Consider the following 23621-nt stretch of genomic DNA (forward strand, 5'->3'; position numbering starts at 1 on the left):
AGAGCAGAAAATATGAAATATAATATAGTGAACGAAATTAAATTGAGCTACTCAAGAAAGGGAAATTGTGAAAGGTCTATTACATCATCGATGAATGCGGTAGATGTTTTTAGGGCACACTTCGATGCGGAGGAAATGGACTATAGGGAATCTTTCTTTGCACTGTATCTGAATCAGGCAGATAAGGTACTTGGAATTAAGAAAATATCCGAATGTGGGATTTCTTCGACTTTGGTGGATGTCCGCATTATTATGCAGACGGCTCTGAGCCTGAATGCCAACAGAAAATATTGCCATTATTATGGTTATCATGATTGTTTTCATTATTTAAAATTTTATAATGATCTTTTACTAATTTATGTACAGGAATATTTATAAAGCTGGGAGTCAACTTTATACGGGGCGTTTTGACTTGATTTTACCAATTAATCAAGTCGCAAAAAATTTAGCCTTGAGAATGTCTTGGCGGCTCCCAAACCGTACTGGTAAAACCTTTGTAGCAAAAGTTTTCGTTACAGGAAGGTATTTTGTGGGATGTGCTCAATCTGAAACTGTCATCTTTAATTTCAAAACTGAATCTGGGATTGATAGTGAAAACCAATGCAAGGGGAGAAGAATGAATAATGAAAGGCAATTTCGTGTCTTTACCATAATCTCCGTCTTTAACAGGATGATCATAATGGGTCTTTAGAAATGCTATGAGAGACATTTCGGAATTCAAAGCTTTATGCTCACAATAATGCTCGATTAGATCAGGGATTTTCAAAAGCTGATACAATTCGGTTGTAGAAACCAAATACAGAGATAGCAGCAATATTGAAATCAATTTTTTACCTTATCAAAATTATAAATTCTTTCGTTAAGAATGATTTTAAATTAATAAACGGATTAATAGAAATATATTGTGTAAAAGTATCTGAGAAGAATTTTTTAATGCAAGTGATTTCACCTGCTCGTGCAAATTTTTCAGACTTGACTATCCAACGTGAGGAATCGCCTTGACTTTAGATTAGTTTTAAAAATATTATAAAAAAATACAAAAATGAACAACGTTCAAAAAATAATCATATATTTGCAGAATAATTTCAATTATGAGTATAAGTGAGAGAAAACAAAAAGAAAAGGAGGCATTGCGAATGCTGATTTTGAATGGCGCAAAAAAACTGTTTGTTGAAAAAGGTATAGAATATACCACGATCAGGAACATTGCTGATGCAATTGATTACAGCGTAGGAACGGTTTACGTTTATTTCAAAGATAAAAATGCGATCTTTCATGATTTGCATTCAATAGGTTTTCAGGAATTAAGGGGTTATTTTAAAGACCTTGATAGTATTGACGATCCGATGAAAAGACTCAGAAAGATGGGTATGATGTATATGAAATTTGCTCTCGAAAACTCTGAAATGTACGATCTTATGTTCAATCTCCGTGCTCCTATGGACTATCTTGAAGACCAGAAAAGTGCATTATGGTCAGAAGGTGCTCAAACTTTCGCCTATGTTAGAAAAACAGTAAATGAATGTATTGGTATTGGGCACTTCAAAGGTCACAAAGAAGAACCGCTATCTTTTATTATCTGGAGTTTGGTACATGGAATGTGCAGTCTTCAAATTCGTGACCGAATAAATGGAGTTAAATTTACAAACCCTGAAACAATTCTTACTGAAGGGTATGAAGAATATCTGAAAATATTGGAAAAACTGTAAGGTTTTTTTTTAATCAAAATTATGAACAGTGTTCAAATTATAAACAATGTATTTATTATGAAAAATTTATCATTTGTGGTTTTGTTTTGCATCGGGTTTATAGGCTATTCGCAAAACCATCTCGACCGGTACATCGAAATAGGTCTGGAAAATAATGAAGTCATCAAACAGAAGAACTTTGACATCAACAAAAGTCTTTATGCCCTGAAAGAAGCGCAGTCATTGTTTTCACCCAATGTCTCTTTTGTTTCCAATTATACCATCGCAGACGGCGGAAGAACCATTGACATTCCGATCGGCGACATGCTCAATCCAGTTTACAGCACATTAAATCAGATCACGAATTCCAACGCTTTTCCGCAACTGCAGAATCAGTCGGTATTGATCAATCCAAACAATTTCTACGATGTCAAGATTCACACGACGATGCCTCTGTTGAATTATGAGATCATCTACAATAAAAAGATCAAGGCCCAACAAACCACGTTGCAGAAGATCGAACTTCAAATTTATCAGCGTGAATTGGTCAAGGAAATAAAGATCGCCTACTACAAATTTCTGCAATCTGTGGAAGGTATCAGGATCTACGAAAATGCATTGTCCATTGTCAAAGAAAACCAAAGGGTCAACAGATCACTTTTCAAAAATGATAAGATCAATCGGACAGCCGTACTCAGAAGTGATAATGAGGTTGTAAGAATAGAGGCAAATCTTGAAACGGCAAAAAACACAAGTAAAAATGCCCAATCGTATTTCAATTTCCTTTTAAATCAAAAACTGGATTCAGAAATCGCAATCGATGAAAATATGGCATTGCCAGCTGAACTCATTGCAGAAAATACTTCCAATAGAGAAGAGTTGAAGCAATTGGGTCAGGCAAAGGAGATCAACGAAAACGTTCATCAATTAACGAGATCCAATTGGTTTCCGAAATTAAGCGGATTTGCAGATCTGGGATTGCAGGATTTTGATTTTAGGGTGGATAAATCGTCACGCTACTATTTTGCAGGTCTGAGTCTTGAATGGAATATTTTCTCAGGCAATAAAAATAAATACAAGCTGAAGCAGGTGGATGAGGACAGCAAGAAGATCAATTCACAGATTGACAATGTCAAGCAGCAGTTGCTGTTGCAGTACGAAGTTTCCCGAAACAATCTCAGATCCGCTTTGGAGCAGTACGAATCGGACAATAAACAGAAAGAAACTGCCAGAAAATACAATGGGGACGTGACCAAACTCTACAAAGAAGGAATGGCAATCTACATCGAACTGTTGGATGCACAGAATCAGGTGGTCAATACTCAGCTGAACGCCAATATCTCCCTTTACAATTCCTGGATCGCCTTTGCCGAGCTGGAAAGGGCCAATGCTTCATTCAACATTAAAAAATAAAATACGAACTATTATGAATAAAACAATCACAATACCATTATTTTCTCTTTTCCTCATTATTTCCTGCAAGGATGAGAAGAAAGAAGTGAAACCCTTTGAGACAGCAGACGTTATCGCTGTAAAAACCGCAGCAGTGAATTCACTTGCGCTAGGTTCCGATATCAATGCATCCGGTCTGGTAACGACTGAAAATGAAACGACCTATTCCTTCAAGATCGGTGGAGTGGTGAGCGGAGTTTATGTGGAAGAGGGCCAGTTTTTCAGAAAAGGTCAGCTGTTGGCAACTCTTGATGAGACCGAGATTCGTGCAGGACTTAATCAGTCCGATTTAAACGTTCAGAAGAACGAGCGTGATTACAAACGCGCCACCAACTTATACAAAGACAGTGTCTATACTTTGGAGCAGGTTCAGAACACCAGGACAGGTCTGGACATTGCCCGCAGACAGAAAGATGCGGTTGCTTTCAATGCAAGATATGCGAAAATCTATGCTACGGCAGATGGATTCGTTTCCCAAAAGGTAGTGAATAAAGGCGAAATTGTAGGTCCGGGTTCTCCGGTTCTGATGATCAATGAAACTTCCCACAACAACAATTATTTACTGAAAGTCGGTTTGACAGATACTGAATGGGCATCCACAAAGATCGGGCAAAAAGCAGTGGTTACACTCGACGGTTATCCTGGAAAGAAATTCGATGCTTTTGTGTTCAGAAAATCACAGGCAGCCGATATGGCGCTCGGTTCTTTTCAGGTTGAGTTAAAACTGATGATGAATGAAAGCAAACCAGCTGTGGGAATGTTCGGAAAGGCGGAAATAAAGACCGGACAGTCTGAAGATTTCAATGTAATCCCTTACAACTCCCTGCTTGAAGCGGATGGGAACAAGGCCTTTGTCTATGTCATAGAAAATAAGAAGGTTAAGAAAAGACCCATCACGATCGCCAGATTCGAAAATGATAAAGTGTTTGTAAAAGACGGGCTTCAGAAAGACGATCAGATCGTGATCTCCAACAGTGCTTACCTCAATGAGCAGTCAGCCATTAAAATCATTAAATAGAATCCGATGAAGATAACAAATTTTGCCGTTAAAAACTATCAGTTTACCCTGATCATCTTTCTTCTTGTTGCTGTTGTCGGACTGTTAACACTTTTCACGATGCCACGGTCGGAAGATCCGGCGACACATCCTCCCCAATATCTTATTACGGTCATCTATCCCGGGACGAGTCCCAAAGATATGGAAGAACAGGTCGTAAAGCCTATTGAAAACAAAATTTACGGATTGGAGAATATCGATAAAATTCTTACGACCGTAGAGGATGGAGTGGCTGCATTTCAGGTTAAATTCAAATATGGCGTTGATGTAGACAACAAATACCAGGAAATCTCAACAGAGATCAATGCGTTGAAAAACGGTGAATTGCCGAAAGATATCTATCAGATCAAAACAGAAAAAATCTCATCTTCCGATGTGAAAATTCTTCAGGTTGCTTTGGTTTCTGAAAATGCATCCGAGAAAAAACTGCACGATGAAGCGGATAATCTGAAGACCAAACTGGAGAAGATCACCAATCTTAAAAATGTCATCTATTCCGGGATTCCCGAGCAGGAAATCAGGGTAGATCTGAAACTGGATAAATTGGCTCAGTTGAGGATCCCTCTGAATATTGTGATGGGAAGTTTACAAAGCGAGGCTGCCGATATTCCCGGCGGAAGCATCGATATGGATACCAAAGTTTTCAATGTGAAGACCAGTGGTAAATTTAAAAATGAGGAGGATGTTGCGAATACGGTCATCTACAATGCCAACGGAAAGATCGTCTATATGAAAGACGTTGCCGAAGTGGGTTACAAATCCCAGACCGTGGATCATATCACTAGAATCAATGGTCACCGCTGCGTTCTTGTCAGTGCCGGAATGAAGGATAATGTGAATATCACCGATGTCCAGAAACAATTTGAGCCCATTCTTGAGCAATTTTCAAAAGACCTTCCTGAAAATATCAAACTGGTTAAAAACTTCGACCAGGCGAATATGGTATCGCAGCGACTGGGACATTTGGGTATTGACTTTGGATTGGCTATCATATTGGTTATTATCACCTTATTACCTTTAGGTACGCGCGCCTCAGTGATAGTAATGATCTCCATTCCTTTATCATTGGCACTGGGATTAATTGCAATGAACGCACTTGGATTTTCATTGAATCAATTAAGCATTGTCGGATTGGTCGTGGCTTTGGGACTGCTGGTGGATGACAGTATCGTGGTCGTTGAAAATATTGAACGGTGGTTGCGTGAAGGGCATTCTAAAAAAGATGCGGTGCTTAAAGGGACCAAACAGATCGGTTTGGCGGTTGTAGGATGTACTGCAACATTGATCATTGCATTTCTACCTTTGGCCTTCCTTCCTGATATTGCAGGTGAATTTATACGAAGCCTTCCCGTAGCGGTAATGACGAGTGTTTTAGCTTCAATGCTGGTTGCGCTGACATTGGTTCCTTTCCTGGGCAGTAAATTCCTTAAGACCCACGATCACGAAGGCGGAAATATTTTCCTGCAGTATCTTCAGAAATTTCTGACCAACAGTTATAAAGGAATTATGCCCAAAGCTTTGAAATATCCTAAGATAACAATCGGGATTTCACTGGGATTAAGTGTTTTGGCCTTTGCCTTATTCAGTTTTACAGGGTTTAAACTTTTCCCGACCTCGGAAAAACCGATGTTCTTAATCAATATCAAACCGCCGCTTCAATCCAATATTACGGAAAGTGACCGTGTAGCAAGGATCGTTGAATCTGAACTGAAAAAACACAAGGAAATCGCCTATTACACTTCAAATGTAGGTAAAGGAAATCCACAGATCTATTACAATGTCCATCCTCAGGACAGGAAACCGGATTTTGCTCAGATCTTCGTTCAGCTGGACGACGAGGCGAAACCTGAGACCAAAACAGCATTGATCGAAACATTAAGGGAGAAATTCAAGACAATGCCTTATGCCAAAATTGAGGTCAAGGACTTTGAGCAGGGTACACCCATCGAAGCAAATATCGTGGTCCGTCTGTTTGGTGAAGACCCAGCTGTTTTGAGACAACTATCTTCCCAGGTAGAAAATATTTTGAGAAAGCAGGAAGGAACAGTGTATATCAATAATGAGCTGAATACCTACAAGACCGATGTGAAAGTTAGAATCAATAAAGAAAAAGCAAGAACACTCGGAGTATTGACCAGCGAAGTCGATAAAGTGATCCGTCTTGCTGTTGCAGGTCTTCCTGTTGGTGATTATATCGATGACCGTGGCGATGCCAGAACAGTGACTTTAACGTTACCGAGAGAAAAATTCTCCAATCTGGATGCTTTGAAAAATCTTTATGTCAACAATGTACAGGGCGCACCCATTGCACTTAATGAGATTGCAACCGTGACATTTGAAACTTCTCCGACGGCGATCAACCATTTCAACAAGTCCAGGTTTGCCAAAGTGTCTGCGATGTCTGCCAAAGGATACTATGCCAATGATCTGTTAGTGGATATTATTCCACAGTTGGATAAGCTCAAAATGCCAAAAGGCTATTATTACAAACTGTCCGGCGAGAAAGAATCAGAAGGTGATGCTTTGGGAGGCAACTTTATTTCGGTCATTATTTTAAGCACCTTCCTATTTATAGCGGTTTTATTGCTTCAGTTCAAAACTTTCAAGGGGATTATTATTGTACTGTCAATTATACCTTTAGGTATCTTGGGAGGTGTCGTTTTGTTATTGATTAACGGTGATCCTATGTCTCTTGTTGCCATCATCGGTTTTATCGGACTATCGGGAATTCAGGTTAAAAATTCGCTGTTACTGGTTGATTTCACGAATCAGCTCCGACTGGAAGGGAAGTCAATAGACGAAGCTATTGCAATCGCCGGAGAGACCCGTTTTCTGCCTGTCGTACTAACATCCATCACAGCGATTTGTGGTTTAATTCCTTTAGCCTTAAACTCCAATCCATTGATCGCTCCATTAGCCATTGTATTGATCGGCGGGCTGATCAGTTCTACAATACTTTCGAGAATTGTGACCCCGGTAATGTACAAGCTGATTCCACCAAGTCTGGAAATTGAAAAAGAGGAAGAGTAATTCAAAATAATCATTTCGGCTTACTATTAATATTTACAAATTAAATTACAATTATGAAAATTAAAAATTTCACAGTATTTGGTTCTGGGGTTTTAGGAGCTCAGATTGCCTTCCATACCGCTTTCCACGGTTATAATGTCACTTTATTTGATATCAATGAAGAATTAGTGGAGAACACAAAACTGAAATTTGAACAGTTCAAAGAGTTCTACCAAAAAGATCTCAACGTCTCAATTTCTGATTTGGAGCCAGTAATATCAAGAATATCTCTAACGACGGATTTAAAGATGTCAGTAAAAGACGCAGACTTGGCTATTGAAGCCATACCGGAGAACATTCAGATCAAGAAAGATTTTTACAGAAAACTAAGTGCTGTCGCACCTGCAAAGACCATCTTTTGTACAAACTCCTCAACATTGTTGCCCAGCCAGTTTGCTGAAGAAACAGGAAGACCTGAAAAATTCCTGGCACTGCACTTCGCAAATTATCTCTGGAAAAATAATGTGGCAGAAATAATGGCTCATTCTGATACAGATGCAAAAGTTTTTGAAACGGTTGTTCATTTTGCGAAAACTATAAAAATGCTGACTATACCCATTTATAAAGAGCAGCCCGGATACGTGATGAACTCTTTATTAGTTCCGTGGCTAATGGCAGGACTGGATCTGTACAGAAATGGTATTGCAGACGCAGAAGCTATTGATAAAACTTGGATGAAAACGATGGGAGCTGATCTCGGACCAATGGCAATGGGAGATCTTGTTGGTATGGGTACGGCATTTAATGTGACCAGATCTTTTTTTGAGTTGACAGGTGAAAAGATATGGGAGGACAGAATGAATTTTGTCAAAGAAAATTTTATAGATAAAAACAAACTCGGGATCAGTACTGAAGAGGGTTTTTATAAATATCCAAATCCGTCGTATCAAGATCCTGAATTTCTGAAATAGTGTGTTAACTATTAGCATATGACCAGAACCACTTAATACACAATAATTAACTTAAAAAAAACATTTTGAAAGAATACATATTAATCACCGGAGCATCATCCGGGATAGGCTATCATATGGCTATACAGCTTGCCGAAAAGAAACAGAACCTGATCCTGGTGGCAAGAAGCGAAGACAAACTGAAAAAATTGCAGGAAGAATTAATTGGCTTGTACAAAATTTCTGTTCACTATATCGTTAAAGATCTATCAGTGGTCGATAATGCAATTGCGCTTTACGGTGAAATTCTGGAAAGAGATCTTTTGGTAACAGGATTGGTCAACAACGCAGGATTTGCAACCTACGGTGAATTTACCGAGACCTCCCTGGATGACGAATTGAAAATGATCGACCTTAATATCTCAAGTCTGGTTACACTTAATAAATTATTTGTTAAGGATATGGTCGATAGAAGATCAGGAAGGATTATGAATATCTCTTCGTTGATGGCATTTTTACCATTTCCCTATTATTCCGTTTATTCAGCTACAAAGAGTTTCGTTTTGGCATTCACAGAAACACTAGCATCTGAATTGGAAGGAACAGGTGTTGTGGTGACTGCTCTTTGTCCAGGACCTATCGATACAGGTTTTTACAATGAAGAAATGCTTAAGGCCAATATGATGAAAAGCAATAAGCCGCTTCATCCGGAGGTTGTTGCAGAAGAAGGTGTGAAACTTCTTTTAAATGGAAAGGGCAAAAAGATCGTTGGTTCTATGAACTGGTTTTTGTCCAATCTACCTCGTGTAACGCCGGATTTTCTAATGATGAAGATTAAGAAGAATCTTGCAAAGCAGGCCTGACAAAGATTACAATTATTTCGATTAGAGAACAAGTGAATCCCAAATGAATTACGGTAATGTATTTTTGTGTTAGACTCTGGTCTTTTTGAGTTAGTGATTCAAACCCGTAATAATTAATTTTGTTTTCATCACATCTTGATCGAGTTATATTAAACCCCATTTTATGCAACATTTCAAATCACTCAGCGAATTGGCTCTTGCCAATGGTATGGAACCGCCGGAACATCCTTTATTAGCATTGATACGGATCAAAGATGATATGGTTGTCAATCATCCGGAATTTACAACTGATTGCTACATGATAGGTCTTAAAAAAGTAAAAGAAGGTTATATGCTCTATGGAAGGACAAAGCTTGACCACCAAAAAGGATCCATGGTTTTCACGAAACCCCGGCAGGTGATAGAAATGAAAAATCTTAAATTTGAAGAAGACGGATACATCCTTTTTTTCCATGAAGATTTTTTGAATGGAAGCTTATTGTTTAAGGAGATCCATAAATATCATTTTTTTGAATATGAAGCTGACGAAGCACTTCATTTGGCACCCAGAGAAGAGAAGATCATTTGGAATATCTTCTATGGACTTGAAACAGAATATTACAACAATGAAGATGAATTCAGTCGTGATATAATTATAGCAGGAATTAATAGCATGTTGCGCTATGCGGATAGGTTTTATAAAAGGCAGTTCATCAATCGTAGACAGATCTCCGGCAAAACGGTTACCGAATTTAACAGGGTATTGAAACAATACATTGATAACGGTCATCTTCAGGAAGGTCTCCCCAATGTTAGCTACATGGCGACTCAACTGAATATTTCACGGAGATATCTGACCTCTCTCTTGAAGGTTGAGACCGGTAAAACAGCTCAGGAACTTGATCATGGGGACGATCACAACAGGATTAATTACTTATATTTTGATATCCATCAATTTCGGATGGGCTCATAACCTTCTAAAGGTGTGGCTAAAATCATGGTTGATATCCTATCTTATTTCAATACCGATCATTCTTTTGATATCGCCAATTATAGATAAACTGGTAAAGAATTTATTTCCAGTCAAATAATGACTATCTTTTACAAAAAAGGCTTTATATTGAAGGTTCAGGAAATTATTGCTGAAATAAATTAGCTATTTGTAAGCCTTTGGAATTTTTCCCAAGGCTTCTTGTACTGATTTTTTATCATAGAAGCATAGTATGTCATCTTTGCCAGAGATCAACGATACAACTTGCTGCACCTTGAACGGCTTATTACCGTTCAATCAAAAAAGATTATAAGAACGATCTGTGGAAATAGATTACGCATCATATTTTTCGAGTGAGGGTAAAAAATTCCAAATCATACCTGATCAAAGTATAAAAACATAATAATAAAAATTAACTAAATGAGAAAGAACTTATTTGCTTTTGCATTTTTCGTAACCTTTATTTCCAATATCGCCAACGCACAGGATGCGGTTGTCGCCACAGAGAATCCGGAAGCATTATTTACAAGTAAAGATCCATTATTGCATAAGAACAAGCAGGCTGCTTATCATATTGTAAAAGATCTTCTGGAAGCCAATCATTGGGAAGTTGCAGGACAATATCTTACTGAAAGATACATCCAGCACAATCCCAATGCCGCAAACGGAAGAGCGGCGGTGGTAGATTTCTTCACAAAGACCTTAAAAGTTAAACCGTCAGCCATACCCGAAAAAATGAAATCAAAAGTAGTGTCTGTCGTTGCAGAGGGAGATCTCGTGACGGTCGCTTTTGTGAGAGAAGAGCAAAATCCATCAGACCATTCAAAAACCTACACTACAACCTGGTTTGATCAGTGGCGATTTGTGGACGGAAAAGCCGATGAGCACTGGGATGGGGCAGTCCTTATTAAGCGTTAGCACTATCCTGAAAAAATGGTAATGCAATCTTCAATAAAGATATATTCCAGAATGGTAATGTCTTTATCTGAAATGTCCTGTCCAAGTCAAAGTCGAGGAGAATTTGATGGTCAAGGTCAAAACCGTTCAACATAAGGATCCGTTTTCAGAGGGATGATTTAATGACTTTCTAAATATTATCGGTGAAAGACGTTTTTTTGACTTGAAAAATTGCTAAAAGACTGTAAATGATCAAATCCCAGATGTTAGACAAATTCGGTAGCAGTTAGATTGCTGGTCAATCGAATATTTTGTGCCTTTTTAAAAAATGTTCTCGTGAATATAAAATTGTATGGTCTGTTCTGTGATTGCTCTAAGCAAACCGTTGAGGTATTTTGTCCACCATTTAATTTTCACTGAGCTTGTCATTTAAAAAGTGAAGTATCTCTGCTGGAAGCTGCTTATGAAATTTTACCAATAGTTGGGTTCTGTGATTGCGTTTGCAGCAATGGGATCTTCTAAACCATCAGAATTACAGTCAGACATTACAACAATTTGTAAGATTGAATAACAGATGCTTAATTTATCAAAAATAAAATTCAAGTTGGTTCTTTTATTGCTTTTAATCAAGTATGAGAAAGATATTTTTAGTAGAAGATGATTATGGAATCCGTGAAACTTTAGAGATCTTATTGACAGATGAAGGCTATAATGTACAGTCATTTGCCAGTGTAGCAGAATTTCAAAATAGACAAAAAACAGTCATTCCTGACCTATATCTCTTTGATGTCATGTTACCGGATGGTTCAGGCATTGATCTTTGCAGGCAAATAAAAACGGATAAAGAAAACGTTCATATTCCAGTTATCATGATGAGCGCACATGCAAATCTCCAAGATCTAAATTTCGAATGTACGCCTGATGATTTTGTCCCTAAACCTTTCGATATTGAAAATCTGCTATTGCGTGTAAAAGAAGCGATAATTAAATGACAATGATTAATTCTTGATTGACATCGCTTATCGAGATTTATGAGTTGTCTGCTATTTAATTAATTTTTTTCTTGGTAGCCCGATTTCGTGTTCTTGAGGATACGGTTTACGAGAGGTCATACTCACATCTTCTCTCAAACTTCTTTCCATTTCACGGGCTTTGTCCCTATCCATTGAGTATCTGGGATCTGCAACCAATGGCATCTTCGCCATCTTTGTGATGGTGACCGTCGGAAAATGATAATCTACTTCAACCATTCCTAACAACAGATAGATTCCTCCTTCCTTGAAAGGAAACTTCCTAAGGCTGTCAGGAAAATGGGCCGTGTCAAAATACTGTCCATCGGCATCTATCCAGGTCCCGAAAAACATATCATCCTTTTTACCAGGTTGATTCTTCTTTTTGATGGGAACATGTTTTCTTGAAATAAGGTAAGCCAACATTTTAACCTGTTTCTTATGATACTTCAGAAGATCCTTGACCATCACGTCGCCTCTGTATTTTGTTTTCAGGAGGTCAAAGATAGAATGGGAGACGGGAAAACCCAGTATTTCAATCTCGTCAAATGCATCTTCAAATTTGTCCCTGTGTATCATTGGGAGCTGATAATCTTTCTGAGGTTCTTCAAATAAAGAGATGATTTTGGTATTGTATAGCCCTTTGCTGAAAAGGAATCTTGCTTCGATCAGCAGTTCATGTTTCTGTTTTCCTGTAAACCTGAAGGATCCGACAAAGATTAGTATTTGCACGGTTTCTATACCCATATTGACCCTTCTGACAAAGTCCTCAAGCGACTTGTAGTCCCCATTGATTTTTCTTTCTTCAGGAATAAACTGCTTTACTGCTGCCTCCAGCTTTTCAATGTGCATAAGACCCAAGTATACGTCGGTCCCATAGACCGTTGTTTGAAATTCGCTAAGATTTACACATGGGTTATGAATGGTTGCTCCGGACATTTTAGCTTCGTGAACATAGACTTCCATTCTGTAGAACCCGCCGCCGTTGTTGATAGCAGAGACCATAAACTCAATGGGGTAGTAGGCTTTCAGATAAAGACTTTGGTAACTTTCTACGGCGTAGGATGCGGAATGCGCCTTGCAGAATGAATACCCTGCAAAGGATTCGATCTGACGGTATACCTCCTGGGACAATTGTTCAGGATGCCCTTTCTTTTTGCAGGATTCAAAGAAATCATCCTGTAATTTCTGCAAAGCTGACAATGAACGGCCTTTGCCGCTCATCGCCCTTCTAAGGACATCACCATTTTCTGCAGAGACCCCGCCAAAGTGCAACGCGATCTTGATCACATCCTCCTGATACACCATAATGCCGTAAGTTTCACCCAATTCCTTTTCAAAGACCTCGTGAAAATATTCAAACTGGTCGGGATGGTTATGCCGGAAGATGTATTCCCGCATCATCCCGCTCTGTGCTACACCAGGGCGGATGATCGATGAGGCTGCAACCAATACCTTATAGTTATCACATTTCAGTCTTCTCAATAAGCCCCGCATGGCTGGGGATTCAATATAAAAACAGCCGATGGTCTTTCCGATGCTGAGGAACTCGTTACACTTAGCCTCATTCTTTGAAATTCTTGTATCTTCTATGTCTACAGTAATCCCTCTTTTTTCTTCGATCAGTTTGACCGTATCTTTGATTGTTCCCAATCCTCTTTGTGAGAGAATATCAAATTTTTCCAGTCCGATGTCTTCTGCCGTGTGCATATCGAATTGTACGATCGGGAATTCCTTAGGCGGAAATTCTAAAGCTGAGTAATTCGTGATCGGCTCCTCGGAGATCAGTATACCACATGAATGCATGCTTCTCTGATTAGGGAAACCGATCAACAATTTCTCATATTTATAGATCTCCTGTACAATGAAGTTCTGATCATGCTGGTCTCTTGGTCTTTTGGAAAGCAGATCGAGTTCCTCTTTGGGAAGTCCGAACACTTTTCCCAGCTCCCTGAACCTGGATCTGCTCTTAAATTCAACATTGGTACCACAGAAGGCAACATGTTCTTTCCCATATTTAGTGAAGATGTATTCAAGGATGGTATCGCGGTTCTTCCAACTCCAATCGATATCAAAATCGGGCGGGGTCTTCCTGTTGAGATTGAGAAATCTCTCAAAATAAAGGTCAAGTTCCAGTGGGCATATGTCCGTGATCCCGATGCAGTAACTGACAATCGAATTGGCACCGCTGCCACGGCCGACATGCATAAATCCCATTCGGTTACTGTATTGGATAATATCCCAGGTGATCAGAAAGTAACCGCAGAAGTTCAGCTGGTCAATAACTGCCAGTTCCTTATCGACTCTTGCCCTTGCTGCTTCGTTATCCATAGAATAGCGCCTGCCCAATCCTTCGTAAGCAAGCTTTTTAAGCAATATGAGATCACTTTCCTTAACGTCGGTAAAGTGCTTTTTATTCTTGGGTGTTTTAAAATCAAAATCGAAGCTGCATTGGTTGACAATTGATTTGGTATTCTCAATGATCTCAGGATAACGTGAAAACTTTTCCAGTAGTTTTCTTTTCGCAATAGTGGTCTCATTGTCCTTGCAGTGGTCACCCTCCGTCAGTTTGCTGAGCAAAGTATTTCCTGCTATCGCCCTCAAAACCTTGTGCAGTTCAAATTCCTCATCCGTTCTAAAGGTCACAGGATGGAGAATGACCATTTTATAAATTAATTTTTTTAATTCAGGTCTCATTAAAAGGTTTAACTCATCCTGTCTTATTCCTATAAATTCATGTTCAAGCAGATTTTCAGGAATATTATGTAATGGATAAATCACAAAATTATGTTCCAGTTCGGGATTAGTTTTAGGTATCTCAATTCCTTCACAATTATAATTAGTCAAAAGCCTGTTCACCTCTGCGATGCCTTTTGGGTTTTTGGCAAGACAGATATAGTATTGTTCATTTTCAATCCTAATATCCATACCGACAATCGGTTTGATCCCTTTTTCCTGACAGAGTTTGTAAAACTGATAGATACCGGTCACTGTATTGATATCAGTGAGTGTCATAACCTTTAATTGATGGTCAACGGCCAGCTGGACCAGATCTTCAACAGAAATAGTCCCAAAACGCAGGCTGTGATAAGTATGGCAATTGAGAAACATAAGTTGTTTATTTATTTTAGAAGGCCGGATGCCCTTCCCACACTGGAAGTTCCGAACCTGTTTTTGATCTTGTCCATAGTCTGATACAGTGAAATGAGTTCTTCTGTATCTTCAAAAAGGTTCATCTGATGGAGCCCATGAACCAGTCCTGTGAACCTGACGCCAATCAGGCGAATCCTCATTCTTCTCTTGTAAACCTTATCGAAGAGCTCCAGAACATACCGCAGCAAGGTGTGGTCTGCAGAGGTATATGGAATTCTGCATTGTTTGGTCTCTGTATCGAAATTGGAGTATCTGATCTTGACCGTTACTGTCGAGGTAAGCCATTTTTCCTGCCTCAACTGGAAAGCAAGCTTTTCTACCATCCCCGAAAGGATGCTCTTGATATTCTGAATATCGATCGTATCATGGGAAAAGGTGTCCTCGGTGGAGATCGACTTTCTTTCTGAGTAGGGGATAACAGGTGTTTCATCTATGCCATGGGCTTTCTCCCAAAGTACAGATCCATTCTTTCCGATCAGTTGTTGTAACACATCGACCGGCATTTCAGAAAGGGTCTTGATGGTCTTGACACCCAATCTTGAAAAAAGGTTGAATGTCTCAGGTCCAACCATTGGAATCTTTTTTATAGATAGCGGATCTAAAAAATTTTGGATATTGGACTTTTTAACTTCAAACCTTCCTGTAGGTTTCGATTCACCGGTGCCGATCTTGGAGACCGTCTTATTATTAGACAAAGCAAAACTTATCGGCAAGCCGCTGTTTTTCTGAACAGCATCAGCAATTTCCTTCGTCCACTGATAGCAACCGTAGAACCTGTCCATCCCGGAGAGGTCGAGGTAAAATTCATCGATGCTTGCTTTTTCCAAGACCGGTACTTTTTCCTGGATCACCTCTGTTACTAAATGGGACATATTGGAATAGTGTTCCATATCACCTTTGATCACTTTAGCTTCCGGACATAATCTCATTGCCATTTTGATAGGCATTGCGCTTCTAACGCCAAAATATCTCGCTTCATAGGAGCAGGATGCTACCACACCACGGTCTCCACCTCCTATGATCACAGGCTTTTTCTCCAGTTCGGAGTTCCTCAGCCGTTCACAGGAGACAAAGAAAGTATCTAAGTCCATATGTGCAATTGCTCTTTCCATTGTACAAACTTAGTTACGTTTTGAAACAAATTTTGTATTTTTGTTGTCTAAAATTGTAACAATGTCAAAATTCTCTGATAACATCGTGTTCCTGAGAGGTAAGAAAAATATGACTCAGCAAGAGCTGGCAGATCTGTTGATTCTTACCCGATCCAGATATGTCGCCTATGAATATGGAAGAACAGAACCTCCGATTGAAATATTGCTTAGAATTTCAAAATTTTATAACATCAGCATCGACCTTTTGTTAACTGTAGATGTTAGAAAATTTTCAGTCGATGAGATTATGGAACTTCCCGATAATAGAATTGTTCTTCCTATTAGAGTTGATCAGGATGGAAACGATCAGATTGAGATTATTCCACAAAAAACTTCTATGGGCTACTTAAACGGCTATGGAGATCCGGAATACATAGAAAGTCTGGAGACCATATCGCTACCATTCTTAAAAGGAGGTAAGTTCAGGGCATTTCCCGCTGACGGAGATTCAATGCCACCCTATAAGAATGGAACCTACATCGTAGGAAAATATGTCGAAAATCTTTCGGACCTGAAAACAGACAGAACTTATGTTTTCATCACAACGAATGACGGGATCAGTTACAAAAGGTTTCAGTTTCACGAAGTAGATGGTATTTGGGTTAAGGCTGACAATCAATTTTATGAGCCTTATAAAATTCCATTGCCTGAAATTAAAGAAATCTGGGAGTTTGCATGCAGTATTAATACAAAGGAATACGAACCTGATGAATTTTCAGAACATCATATTCAAAATTTTATCACAGAGATTAAAACTGATATAAAGCAGATCAAAGAAAAAATTGGAAATAAGAATTAAATTTATTTTGAATAGCTTATTTAAAACTTCATTAATCAGAACTTCCCTGAAGGGAAGTAAAAAAAACTTCTGTTACAGAGTTTTTAAATACATAAATAAAAAGTAATTGTAGACTATGACTCAGTTAAGTTTATTTGAAGCAGAAGAATTTTATGAATTTCCAAAAGACCTTTTGGAATACAAGGAGCATTTCCTGAGCGGGGAAGAGGCAGATCAATTAAAAGAGCATCTGCTTCAAACAGTGCCATGGGAACAGCGCTCTCAGAAAATGTATGATAAGATGGTTATAACACCACGGTTAACTGCTTGGTATGGTGATTCAAAATCGTACGACTCAGCAGACAATAATATTACTAAACGTAATGAATGGACTCCAGAACTTATTTCTTTAAAAGAAAGAATTGAAAAAGAGTTCGGCTATCAGTTTAATGGTGTACTGCTTAATTTATATCGCGATAATAACGATTCTGTTGCTTGGCACAGAGATAAGGAAAGTAGATATGGGAAACGACCTGTTATTGCTTCTATTAGCCTGGGGCAAACACGGAATTTTGATTTCAGAAAAAAAGACCATCATCAGAGCAAATACAGCCTGCCGCTTCCAAACGGTTCATTGCTCATTATGAAAGGTGATCTTCAGGAAAATTGGGAACACCGGATCGCAAAATCTACACATCCAATGAAACCTAGGATAAACCTTACATTTAGATTGCTTAAAGACCTGTAATTTCATTTTATTTCGACTGAAGCAATTCCGGAAATCACCATAATAAATAGTAGCAGCAGTCATTAAATTCAAAACAAATCATATGTCTATTTCATATTACGATTTTAATAATCTTTCCAAGGAATCTCAAATTGAGCTTGCGATTTCTGAAGGACGAATAATTGATGAAACAACCAAAAACAATCTAAGATTTGTGGTATATAAGCTATCCTCATTTTCCGTGGAGATTGTTCACGATACCATTGACAATAAGATTGCCGGGCTTAGCGCCTTTCAAAACAATCATATTGAAAATAGCGAGGCTGCGGATTAAGTTAGCCGTGTCGTATTTATCGCATTTACCCATTCTTCATGATCACATCTTTGACATCGATATCTGCCAGAATTAAGTTCTGAGGTTTCTCCGCAGTAGGTACAAGCATAGATGTCTTTTTTCTTAATGTCGAAATTTTTTTTCTGATAAGCCTTCGGAAGTACAGGTAAGCCATATGAGACTTCACTATCCGGATAGTAATAAAAGCTAATATTTCCTGTGGTCTCAAGGATAGCTGTTTTGACTTGTCCTAAATGTTCAATTGATTCCTGGCGCATTTCTGAAAAGAATTCATCTTTTGCAAAGGTGTGGTCTTCCTGATGCCGAGTACAAATCTTCCGTCTTCAATAACGTACAGAGGCTCCCCCTCAATGAAATTTTCAAACTTTTCACTTTTCATTGCAAAATAGGTGATCATCCTGTAAAAGATGATTATCGAGACAAACACAACAAGTGATGGAATAATGGCCACATCCTTGCTAAACATGGGGTCTCCCGCAGCAGAACCGAGTGCGATGATGATGGCGACCTCAAACAATGACAGCTGACGGACACCTTTTTTGCCGGACAGACGAAGGATAAGCAGGACCATGCTGAACATGATCAGAGTCCTGATCACAATTTCCACCGCAAAGCTGAAATCGAGTTCACCTAAAAAAATTTTGTTCCAGTCCCAATCCATAGTTTTTTATTAATCTGTTCCACATCAATCTTTAACTGCAAGATTCCCGTCATAGGTTAAACCAGCAGATTTTCTGATCTTGATAATTGTCAATACCCATAATTGTCAGTTCTCAAATTTTAGTTGATCACCTTATAACTTAACGACTAATAAATTGTAATAAAGTTGCAGAGGAGTTATTAAAACTTATTTAAAAGATATACCACATAGTTTTTATTGAAGAAAAGCGGCACAAAGCCGCTTTTCTTCATCAGTAAATTTTTAGTTCTATTCCTTAAATCCTGAAACTTTGAAATTACTTACCATTACCGCAGAATCATAAGCATATCGCCACGGTGCCGATATATAAAAATTTTTAGCCACCGTAGGACTGAAGAGAACTTCATCAGCTAGATTTACATCATCTATATATACCGCCATCCGTTCCCCGTTAACCGACAGGACGATATGTAGCGGACGATTGACCCATGGCTGAAGATCAAAGGTTGTATTTATAAGTTTTTTCGGCGCAATGCTACCTATATAAACTTTATCGGTATCGTAGTAGTGCAGTTGCACATAAGTCCCGATATTACTATCATAGTGGTGGACACTGTTATCGTTTGCAAAACCAAACGACAATGGCGCAATTTCTTTGACCTCTTCTGCTTTTGCGATAATGTCAAAAGATAAGGTAAACCGACGGGGATAGTTTAGCGGAATTAAAAATTTGTAGATCTCTCTATTCCCTATCTCCAGCCATTTCTCTTTCTGGCCTTCTACCATTCTAATAATAGCCGCTCCATTTGTCTTGAAGCTTGTAGCAGTGGTACCTGGTTGAAATGCCGAAAAATCTTCTGCGAATATCAGCGAATCCCCAGCCACTGCAGTGCTATTACGATTCTCTGATCTATACGCGGCTTTCCCTTCTTCTGAAGTGGTATTTTTGTCAATTTTTTTTTCTTTAAACTTTGTAGTTTTATCTTCGCCATTTTGAAATATATCACTGAGTTGGGCATGCATCTCAATTCCTGAGAGCAATAGTACAAGGAAAAGTAGTTCTGTAATTTTTTTATCTGTTTTCATGATGCAATATATTTTTGTTTACTTACGGAGGTTAACTGTAACGATTTTACCATCTTCCTTTGCCGCTAAAACACCTCCATTCTTTCTTGATGGTCAGCAGAAAAGCTCTTTTATGGATAGAAGTCTGTCTGATTGACGTAAGTATTGTATCCGGTTTCGGTATAAATTTTTGTATAAAGTATTTGTCCGCTTCTTCTATTTTGAGTGGCTGATTTTCAGATTTCGGAAATAGCCTTCTGTTCCTACATCGACAAATAAGCCGACTGCACCCATCGCATCGGGTCCTTGTTTAAGGTCATTCACGATAAGGGAGGGATATTTATTCTTGTTTAAAAAAAGTTTTGCCTTGCTGCCTTTGATCTCAATTTTCATTGAGATCCATTCATTCAGACCCATGTCAGCATAGGTCTCATATTTCTCAGGATTCTCTTTTCTCAGACGTTCATATTTATAATCAGGATAAGAAAAGTATTGAATGGAGTGATTTCGTCTTACCTGATCTTCAGCTCTGCCATTTGTCGGACGTATATATATCGATTCAAATTTGGAATTGGTTTCATTGATCCTGAATGCCAATCCGATAAACCCGCGGTCTGTTGGAGAAGCGGTAGGGAGAAGCAGGCTTAGAACTTCCACCTCGATAATGCCATTTTTAAAATCAGAGTTCTGTATCCTTACAAAGGTAGGTTCGTCCGCTTCTTTCACGGTAGGATCTTTTACGACCCTTAAGATACTTTCACCTTGTGAATTATCGATTTGCATTTTGACCTTATTGGGCAGAAGATTGCTACTATCTAAATTTATTTTTTGGCTGTAAGCACTTTCTGCTGCAAAAAGAAAGAGAAACCAGATTATTCTTATATTTTTCATATTATTTAGTATAGGTTTGAGAGCTGCATTTATAGACCTCATTTTTTAAAAAGTCCCGCATTTAATTCCGAACCTATCGAACCCTCCGCCAATTGCAGGTAATTGCGTTTGCTCTGATCTTTTTCAAAGATAACAGTTCCTGAGGTTTTTACGTTTTTCATTTCCAGAAAATCCGTTGACGTGGCATCACTGTCGCTTAGCGGACCGCTTCCATATCCTGCCAGTTTATTGTAATTGACAAAAATGCAATCAGAAGCTCTATACCTGCGTTGACTTCCCTTTTCCCTTATCCATATGGTACTTGTATTGGCGATGATGTTATGATGAAAGTCAAAATCATCTCCATTGGTTCCCTGTGTGGTCCAGACCCCGCAGAAGTAGCCGCCATAGACCAATGAATGTCTCATCGCACTGCGGCTGCCCTTGTTTCCATCGTTTTTCCAAAAGACAACAGGAATTTTACAGTTGAAAAAAACGCAATGGTCGATCACCAGTCCGTATCCATTGGCTATAACGCCGACGTGTAATGGCAGTACATCTACATTCCCGGCAAACAGGCACTGGCTCACCAGCAGGTCATCCAGTTTTTTCCCATCACGCCATATAGGGTAGGAGCGGCGTAAATTATTGGCATCTATGTAAGTATAATCCGGACTTCCTGTAAACCGTAAGCCTTCAATGGTTACATGGCTTACCTCAGGTTGTATGCCCCTTGCTTCTTCTCCGCCTATGCCGTGTTCAAGGGGTACAGCTGTTATGATGACCGGCATTTTATTAGGTGTCCAGTCTGCATCATCCGGCATTACTTCGGCGCGGATGACAGACGGTTGGTAACGCTGTATTTATCATTGTTAAATAAAACGGTTTGAGTTAAAATATGAATGCCTTCTGAAAGAATGATCGTTGTTTCTCCCTTTTCTTTGTTCAGGTTAACACGTCTGGCAGCCTCTGAGAGATTCTTTAACGGTTGGGTCTTTGTTCCGGAATTGGTATCATTGCCGATTCTTGGATCAACATACAATTGCTCTGCCTTGATCCAAAGCAGGTTCATGAAGAAGAATAAAAGACCGAGTGTTGCAGATTTTATCATATTCTTTTTTTTCTGTAAAAGTAGAAAGATACATCTCCTGCAAAAAGGTCATTTTATATTTAAAGTTGTCATTTTATACTCTTCCGGTATTGCTGGGGCGTGATGTGGGTCATTTTTTTGAAGAAACGGTTGAAATTGGAAGGGTCAGAGAATCCCAGTTCATAGGAGATCTCTTTTGCGGATTTATTCTGATGCAGCTGTTTTTTTATTTCTGAAACTAGCTTGTGATGGATCATCTGCTGCGCTGACAATCCGCTGAACTGCCTGCAGATCTTATTGAGGAATCCTGGACTGATGTTAAGCATTCTGGTGTAGGCGTCAACGGTCTGGTCCTGTAGGAATCTTTTTTCCAGCAGCGACCGGAATCTGTAGAAATCCGTATGGACATACGTGTCGGGCTGGACATGGTATGCACCTGCATAATAGCGGTTGAGTACGATAAGCAGCTGGTATAAAATTGACCTGATCATATGATTGCTGTCATTCTGGATCTGTCCGAACTCGTGTTCTATTTCCTGCACAAGTTGCAGGCATTTCCCGAATGATGTTTCATCGATCTGCATTTCAGCGGGATGCGAATACTGATGAAAGTACTGGAACCTGTACAGAAAAAGTTCATCCGAAAAAAAGAGATGGAGAAAATCTTTATCAAAAAACAGCGTGTAGCCTTTTACCTGCTGTTCAATTTCCCAACGGCGAACCTGCCCTGGACTGGTAAAAATGATGGTCTGCGGTCGAATTGAGACTTTATTCTCGTTGAGTGTCAATGTTCCGGAGCCTTCTGTGATGAAGATAATTTCGTAAAAACTGAGTTGATGCAGTGAACTGTTTAATACGTAATTTTTCAGCGTTTCAATACGGCCGATATCCAATAAGAGCTCTGATCCATATTTAAAGGGTAGAAAATGATAAGTTTTAATTGGAGGGATCGATGCCATCTTTTATAATTGATTTACCATAAAACGGATATGTTAAAAATAATGATTTTTTCAGATGTTCACAACAACGTTTAGATATGGTACTTCTATAAATTAGATAAAGCTTGAGTAACAATTTGATTATTTTTTATCCTTCAAATAAGCACTTGCATTGGTGTTGTTAGGATTGAGTTCGAGTGATTTTTTATAATTGACTATGGCTTCTTTGCGATTTCCCATCGCTTCTAAAGTTTCTGCATAACTATCATAAACATTCGCACTGCTTGGAAATAAAAAAGTATTCAATTGAAAGACCTGTAATGCGTCGTTTTTTTTATTTTGTTCTAAAAGTTGATAGCCCCAAGAATTTAATTCATCTTCTGAAAGTTTAAAATCTTTGTTGTTTTTTGTAATTTTCTTATAAATAGTAAATGCGTTCTGAAATTTATTCTCAATAAGTTTCTGACGTAGTTCTTTTAGATTTTTACTCAATCCAAAACCATTTTTAACTTTCATATCCGGGAAATAGTAGCCGGCAATTTCGTCAATGAACCATTCAGGATTGGATCCTTGAAGATTGGTTAATACCACAATTGAAAGATCATCCTTTGGATATACGAATAATGCCGAACGCATTCCGCCAACGGGCGTTGCTGCAGGATGATCTTCTCTCTCAACCGTTGGCCATCCCAGCGCATATCCATTGGTCAATTTGTTGAATCCATCGATGTGTCCGTCGTTAAGCTTTGCGGAAGTGAAAAGCTCCTGGACACTGTTTTTACTGTGTAAAAGCTTCCCGTTTTGCAATGCGAGAAGCCATTTGCTTAGATCTTCCGAAGTGGAAATAATGCCTGTCGCAGTTCTGAAGAATACGGGGAATGTAGCAAAAGCATTGTGCAGTTTTCCGTCATTGATCCATTTTCCGTCTGTATTGATAATTGTGGAATATGATCCAGCG

At 38.8% G+C, this 23621-nt stretch carries 25 protein-coding genes; 14 read left to right on the top strand and 11 right to left on the bottom strand.

Going from position 1 to position 23621, the window contains the following annotated elements:
- Window positions 1-12 precede the first annotated feature (12 nt).
- Window positions 13-378 carry a JAB domain-containing protein gene (locus LUD75_RS18745; protein WP_232707336.1) on the top strand — a complete coding sequence of 122 codons (366 nt, stop codon included), beginning with the start codon at window positions 13-15 and terminating at the stop codon, window positions 376-378.
- Between the two features lie 67 nt (window positions 379-445).
- Here the strand turns inward: LUD75_RS18745 and LUD75_RS18750 are convergent, their stop codons facing one another.
- A complete protein-coding gene (locus LUD75_RS18750) occupies window positions 446-826 on the bottom strand; it encodes a hypothetical protein (RefSeq protein WP_232707337.1) in 381 nt (126 codons plus the stop codon).
- Between the two features lie 265 nt (window positions 827-1091).
- Here LUD75_RS18750 and LUD75_RS18755 point away from each other — a divergent pair, with 265 nt between their 5' ends.
- The 10 genes from LUD75_RS18755 to LUD75_RS18800 all read left to right on the top strand — a co-directional run bounded on the left by LUD75_RS18755 (window position 1092) and on the right by LUD75_RS18800 (window position 11878).
- Window positions 1092-1709 (top strand): TetR/AcrR family transcriptional regulator, encoded by a 618-nt coding sequence (locus LUD75_RS18755; RefSeq protein ID WP_232707338.1) that lies wholly within the window; start codon window positions 1092-1094, stop codon window positions 1707-1709.
- A 57-nt stretch (window positions 1710-1766) separates the two neighbouring features.
- Window positions 1767-3101, top strand: a complete 1335-nt coding sequence (locus LUD75_RS18760; RefSeq protein WP_232707339.1) for a TolC family protein — start codon at window positions 1767-1769, stop codon at window positions 3099-3101.
- Between the two features lie 13 nt (window positions 3102-3114).
- Window positions 3115-4158, top strand: a complete 1044-nt coding sequence (locus LUD75_RS18765; RefSeq protein WP_232707340.1) for an efflux RND transporter periplasmic adaptor subunit — start codon at window positions 3115-3117, stop codon at window positions 4156-4158.
- Between the two features lie 6 nt (window positions 4159-4164).
- Window positions 4165-7227, top strand: coding sequence for an efflux RND transporter permease subunit (locus LUD75_RS18770; RefSeq protein ID WP_232707341.1), 3063 nt, complete (start codon window positions 4165-4167; stop codon window positions 7225-7227).
- Between the two features lie 53 nt (window positions 7228-7280).
- A complete protein-coding gene (locus LUD75_RS18775) occupies window positions 7281-8177 on the top strand; it encodes a 3-hydroxyacyl-CoA dehydrogenase (RefSeq protein ID WP_232707342.1) in 897 nt (298 codons plus the stop codon).
- Window positions 8178-8242: 65 nt separating this feature from the next.
- Window positions 8243-9019, top strand: a complete 777-nt coding sequence (locus LUD75_RS18780; protein ID WP_232707343.1) for an SDR family oxidoreductase — start codon at window positions 8243-8245, stop codon at window positions 9017-9019.
- Window positions 9020-9182: 163 nt separating this feature from the next.
- On the top strand, window positions 9183-9971 hold the full coding sequence (locus tag LUD75_RS18785; protein ID WP_232707344.1) for an AraC family transcriptional regulator: 789 nt from the start codon (window positions 9183-9185) through the stop codon (window positions 9969-9971).
- Window positions 9904-10089: a DUF2798 domain-containing protein gene (locus LUD75_RS18790; protein WP_232707345.1), complete on the top strand. Its 186-nt coding sequence runs from the start codon at window positions 9904-9906 to the stop codon at window positions 10087-10089. The genes LUD75_RS18785 and LUD75_RS18790 overlap by 68 nt, the downstream gene beginning before the upstream one ends.
- Before the next feature lie 320 nt (window positions 10090-10409).
- A complete protein-coding gene (locus LUD75_RS18795; protein ID WP_232707346.1) occupies window positions 10410-10907 on the top strand; it encodes a nuclear transport factor 2 family protein in 498 nt (165 codons plus the stop codon).
- A 611-nt stretch (window positions 10908-11518) separates the two neighbouring features.
- Window positions 11519-11878 (top strand): response regulator transcription factor, encoded by a 360-nt coding sequence (locus LUD75_RS18800; protein WP_232707347.1) that lies wholly within the window; start codon window positions 11519-11521, stop codon window positions 11876-11878.
- A 51-nt stretch (window positions 11879-11929) separates the two neighbouring features.
- Here the strand turns inward: LUD75_RS18800 and dnaE are convergent, their stop codons facing one another.
- Together dnaE and dinB are read right to left on the bottom strand one after the other, a co-directional pair.
- The gene (dnaE, locus tag LUD75_RS18805) at window positions 11930-15007 is read right to left on the bottom strand and encodes a DNA polymerase III subunit alpha (protein ID WP_232707348.1); all 3078 of its coding nucleotides are present in this window, start codon (window positions 15005-15007) and stop codon (window positions 11930-11932) included.
- Between the two features lie 11 nt (window positions 15008-15018).
- Window positions 15019-16161, bottom strand: a complete 1143-nt coding sequence (gene dinB / locus LUD75_RS18810; protein ID WP_232707349.1) for a DNA polymerase IV — start codon at window positions 16159-16161, stop codon at window positions 15019-15021.
- A gap of 61 nt (window positions 16162-16222) precedes the next feature.
- Here dinB and LUD75_RS18815 point away from each other — a divergent pair, with 61 nt between their 5' ends.
- The 3 genes from LUD75_RS18815 to LUD75_RS18825 all read left to right on the top strand — a co-directional run bounded on the left by LUD75_RS18815 (window position 16223) and on the right by LUD75_RS18825 (window position 18039).
- Window positions 16223-16999, top strand: a complete 777-nt coding sequence (locus tag LUD75_RS18815) for a LexA family transcriptional regulator (RefSeq protein ID WP_232707350.1) — start codon at window positions 16223-16225, stop codon at window positions 16997-16999.
- Between the two features lie 115 nt (window positions 17000-17114).
- A complete protein-coding gene (locus tag LUD75_RS18820; RefSeq protein WP_232707351.1) occupies window positions 17115-17726 on the top strand; it encodes an alpha-ketoglutarate-dependent dioxygenase AlkB in 612 nt (203 codons plus the stop codon).
- A gap of 82 nt (window positions 17727-17808) precedes the next feature.
- A complete protein-coding gene (locus tag LUD75_RS18825; protein WP_232707352.1) occupies window positions 17809-18039 on the top strand; it encodes a hypothetical protein in 231 nt (76 codons plus the stop codon).
- Here the strand turns inward: LUD75_RS18825 and LUD75_RS18830 are convergent.
- The 8 genes from LUD75_RS18830 to LUD75_RS18865 all read right to left on the bottom strand — a co-directional run.
- Entirely contained in the window at window positions 18036-18317 is a 282-nt protein-coding gene (locus LUD75_RS18830; protein ID WP_232707353.1) for a DUF421 domain-containing protein, read from the bottom strand. The genes LUD75_RS18825 and LUD75_RS18830 overlap by 4 nt on opposite strands.
- A complete protein-coding gene (locus LUD75_RS18835) occupies window positions 18290-18721 on the bottom strand; it encodes a hypothetical protein (RefSeq protein ID WP_232707354.1) in 432 nt (143 codons plus the stop codon). Before LUD75_RS18835 ends, LUD75_RS18830 begins: the two co-directional genes overlap by 28 nt.
- Window positions 18722-18988: 267 nt before the next feature.
- A complete protein-coding gene (locus LUD75_RS18840; protein ID WP_232707355.1) occupies window positions 18989-19786 on the bottom strand; it encodes a hypothetical protein in 798 nt (265 codons plus the stop codon).
- A 195-nt stretch (window positions 19787-19981) separates the two neighbouring features.
- A complete protein-coding gene (locus LUD75_RS18845; protein WP_232707356.1) occupies window positions 19982-20656 on the bottom strand; it encodes a family 16 glycoside hydrolase in 675 nt (224 codons plus the stop codon).
- Window positions 20657-20694: 38 nt separating this feature from the next.
- A complete protein-coding gene (locus tag LUD75_RS18850; protein WP_232707357.1) occupies window positions 20695-21225 on the bottom strand; it encodes a hypothetical protein in 531 nt (176 codons plus the stop codon).
- A gap of 233 nt (window positions 21226-21458) precedes the next feature.
- Window positions 21459-21746, bottom strand: coding sequence for a hypothetical protein (locus LUD75_RS18855; protein ID WP_232707358.1), 288 nt, complete (start codon window positions 21744-21746; stop codon window positions 21459-21461).
- A 68-nt stretch (window positions 21747-21814) separates the two neighbouring features.
- The gene (locus LUD75_RS18860) at window positions 21815-22684 is read right to left on the bottom strand and encodes a helix-turn-helix transcriptional regulator (RefSeq protein WP_232707359.1); all 870 of its coding nucleotides are present in this window, start codon (window positions 22682-22684) and stop codon (window positions 21815-21817) included.
- A 120-nt stretch (window positions 22685-22804) separates the two neighbouring features.
- Window positions 22805-23621 (bottom strand): serine hydrolase domain-containing protein (locus LUD75_RS18865; protein ID WP_232707360.1); only part of this gene is annotated, 817 nt, incomplete at its 5' end.

The organism is Epilithonimonas sp. JDS (genome assembly GCF_021261315.1).
In the GTDB taxonomy this organism is placed as follows: domain Bacteria; phylum Bacteroidota; class Bacteroidia; order Flavobacteriales; family Weeksellaceae; genus Epilithonimonas.

Excerpts from the sequence above, each read along its gene's own strand:
- dnaE (WP_232707348.1), bottom strand. The coding sequence starts at position 15,007 with ATGTTTCTCAATTGCCATACTTATCACAGCCTGCGTTTTGGGACTATT.
- LUD75_RS18785 (WP_232707344.1), top strand. The coding sequence starts at position 9,183 with ATGCAACATTTCAAATCACTCAGCGAATTGGCTCTTGCCAATGGTATG.
- LUD75_RS18840 (WP_232707355.1), bottom strand. The coding sequence starts at position 19,786 with ATGAAAACAGATAAAAAAATTACAGAACTACTTTTCCTTGTACTATTG.
- LUD75_RS18825 (WP_232707352.1), top strand. The coding sequence starts at position 17,809 with ATGTCTATTTCATATTACGATTTTAATAATCTTTCCAAGGAATCTCAA.
- LUD75_RS18820 (WP_232707351.1), top strand. The coding sequence starts at position 17,115 with ATGACTCAGTTAAGTTTATTTGAAGCAGAAGAATTTTATGAATTTCCA.
- LUD75_RS18855 (WP_232707358.1), bottom strand. The coding sequence starts at position 21,746 with ATGATAAAATCTGCAACACTCGGTCTTTTATTCTTCTTCATGAACCTG.
- LUD75_RS18860 (WP_232707359.1), bottom strand. The coding sequence starts at position 22,684 with ATGGCATCGATCCCTCCAATTAAAACTTATCATTTTCTACCCTTTAAA.
- LUD75_RS18755 (WP_232707338.1), top strand. The coding sequence starts at position 1,092 with ATGAGTATAAGTGAGAGAAAACAAAAAGAAAAGGAGGCATTGCGAATG.
- dinB (WP_232707349.1), bottom strand. The coding sequence starts at position 16,161 with ATGGAAAGAGCAATTGCACATATGGACTTAGATACTTTCTTTGTCTCC.
- LUD75_RS18845 (WP_232707356.1), bottom strand. The coding sequence starts at position 20,656 with ATGAAAAATATAAGAATAATCTGGTTTCTCTTTCTTTTTGCAGCAGAA.
- LUD75_RS18830 (WP_232707353.1), bottom strand. The coding sequence starts at position 18,317 with ATGCGCCAGGAATCAATTGAACATTTAGGACAAGTCAAAACAGCTATC.
- LUD75_RS18795 (WP_232707346.1), top strand. The coding sequence starts at position 10,410 with ATGAGAAAGAACTTATTTGCTTTTGCATTTTTCGTAACCTTTATTTCC.
- LUD75_RS18760 (WP_232707339.1), top strand. The coding sequence starts at position 1,767 with ATGAAAAATTTATCATTTGTGGTTTTGTTTTGCATCGGGTTTATAGGC.
- LUD75_RS18815 (WP_232707350.1), top strand. The coding sequence starts at position 16,223 with ATGTCAAAATTCTCTGATAACATCGTGTTCCTGAGAGGTAAGAAAAAT.
- LUD75_RS18835 (WP_232707354.1), bottom strand. The coding sequence starts at position 18,721 with ATGGATTGGGACTGGAACAAAATTTTTTTAGGTGAACTCGATTTCAGC.
- LUD75_RS18745 (WP_232707336.1), top strand. The coding sequence starts at position 13 with ATGAAATATAATATAGTGAACGAAATTAAATTGAGCTACTCAAGAAAG.
- LUD75_RS18800 (WP_232707347.1), top strand. The coding sequence starts at position 11,519 with ATGAGAAAGATATTTTTAGTAGAAGATGATTATGGAATCCGTGAAACT.
- LUD75_RS18790 (WP_232707345.1), top strand. The coding sequence starts at position 9,904 with ATGGGGACGATCACAACAGGATTAATTACTTATATTTTGATATCCATC.
- LUD75_RS18775 (WP_232707342.1), top strand. The coding sequence starts at position 7,281 with ATGAAAATTAAAAATTTCACAGTATTTGGTTCTGGGGTTTTAGGAGCT.
- LUD75_RS18770 (WP_232707341.1), top strand. The coding sequence starts at position 4,165 with ATGAAGATAACAAATTTTGCCGTTAAAAACTATCAGTTTACCCTGATC.
- LUD75_RS18765 (WP_232707340.1), top strand. The coding sequence starts at position 3,115 with ATGAATAAAACAATCACAATACCATTATTTTCTCTTTTCCTCATTATT.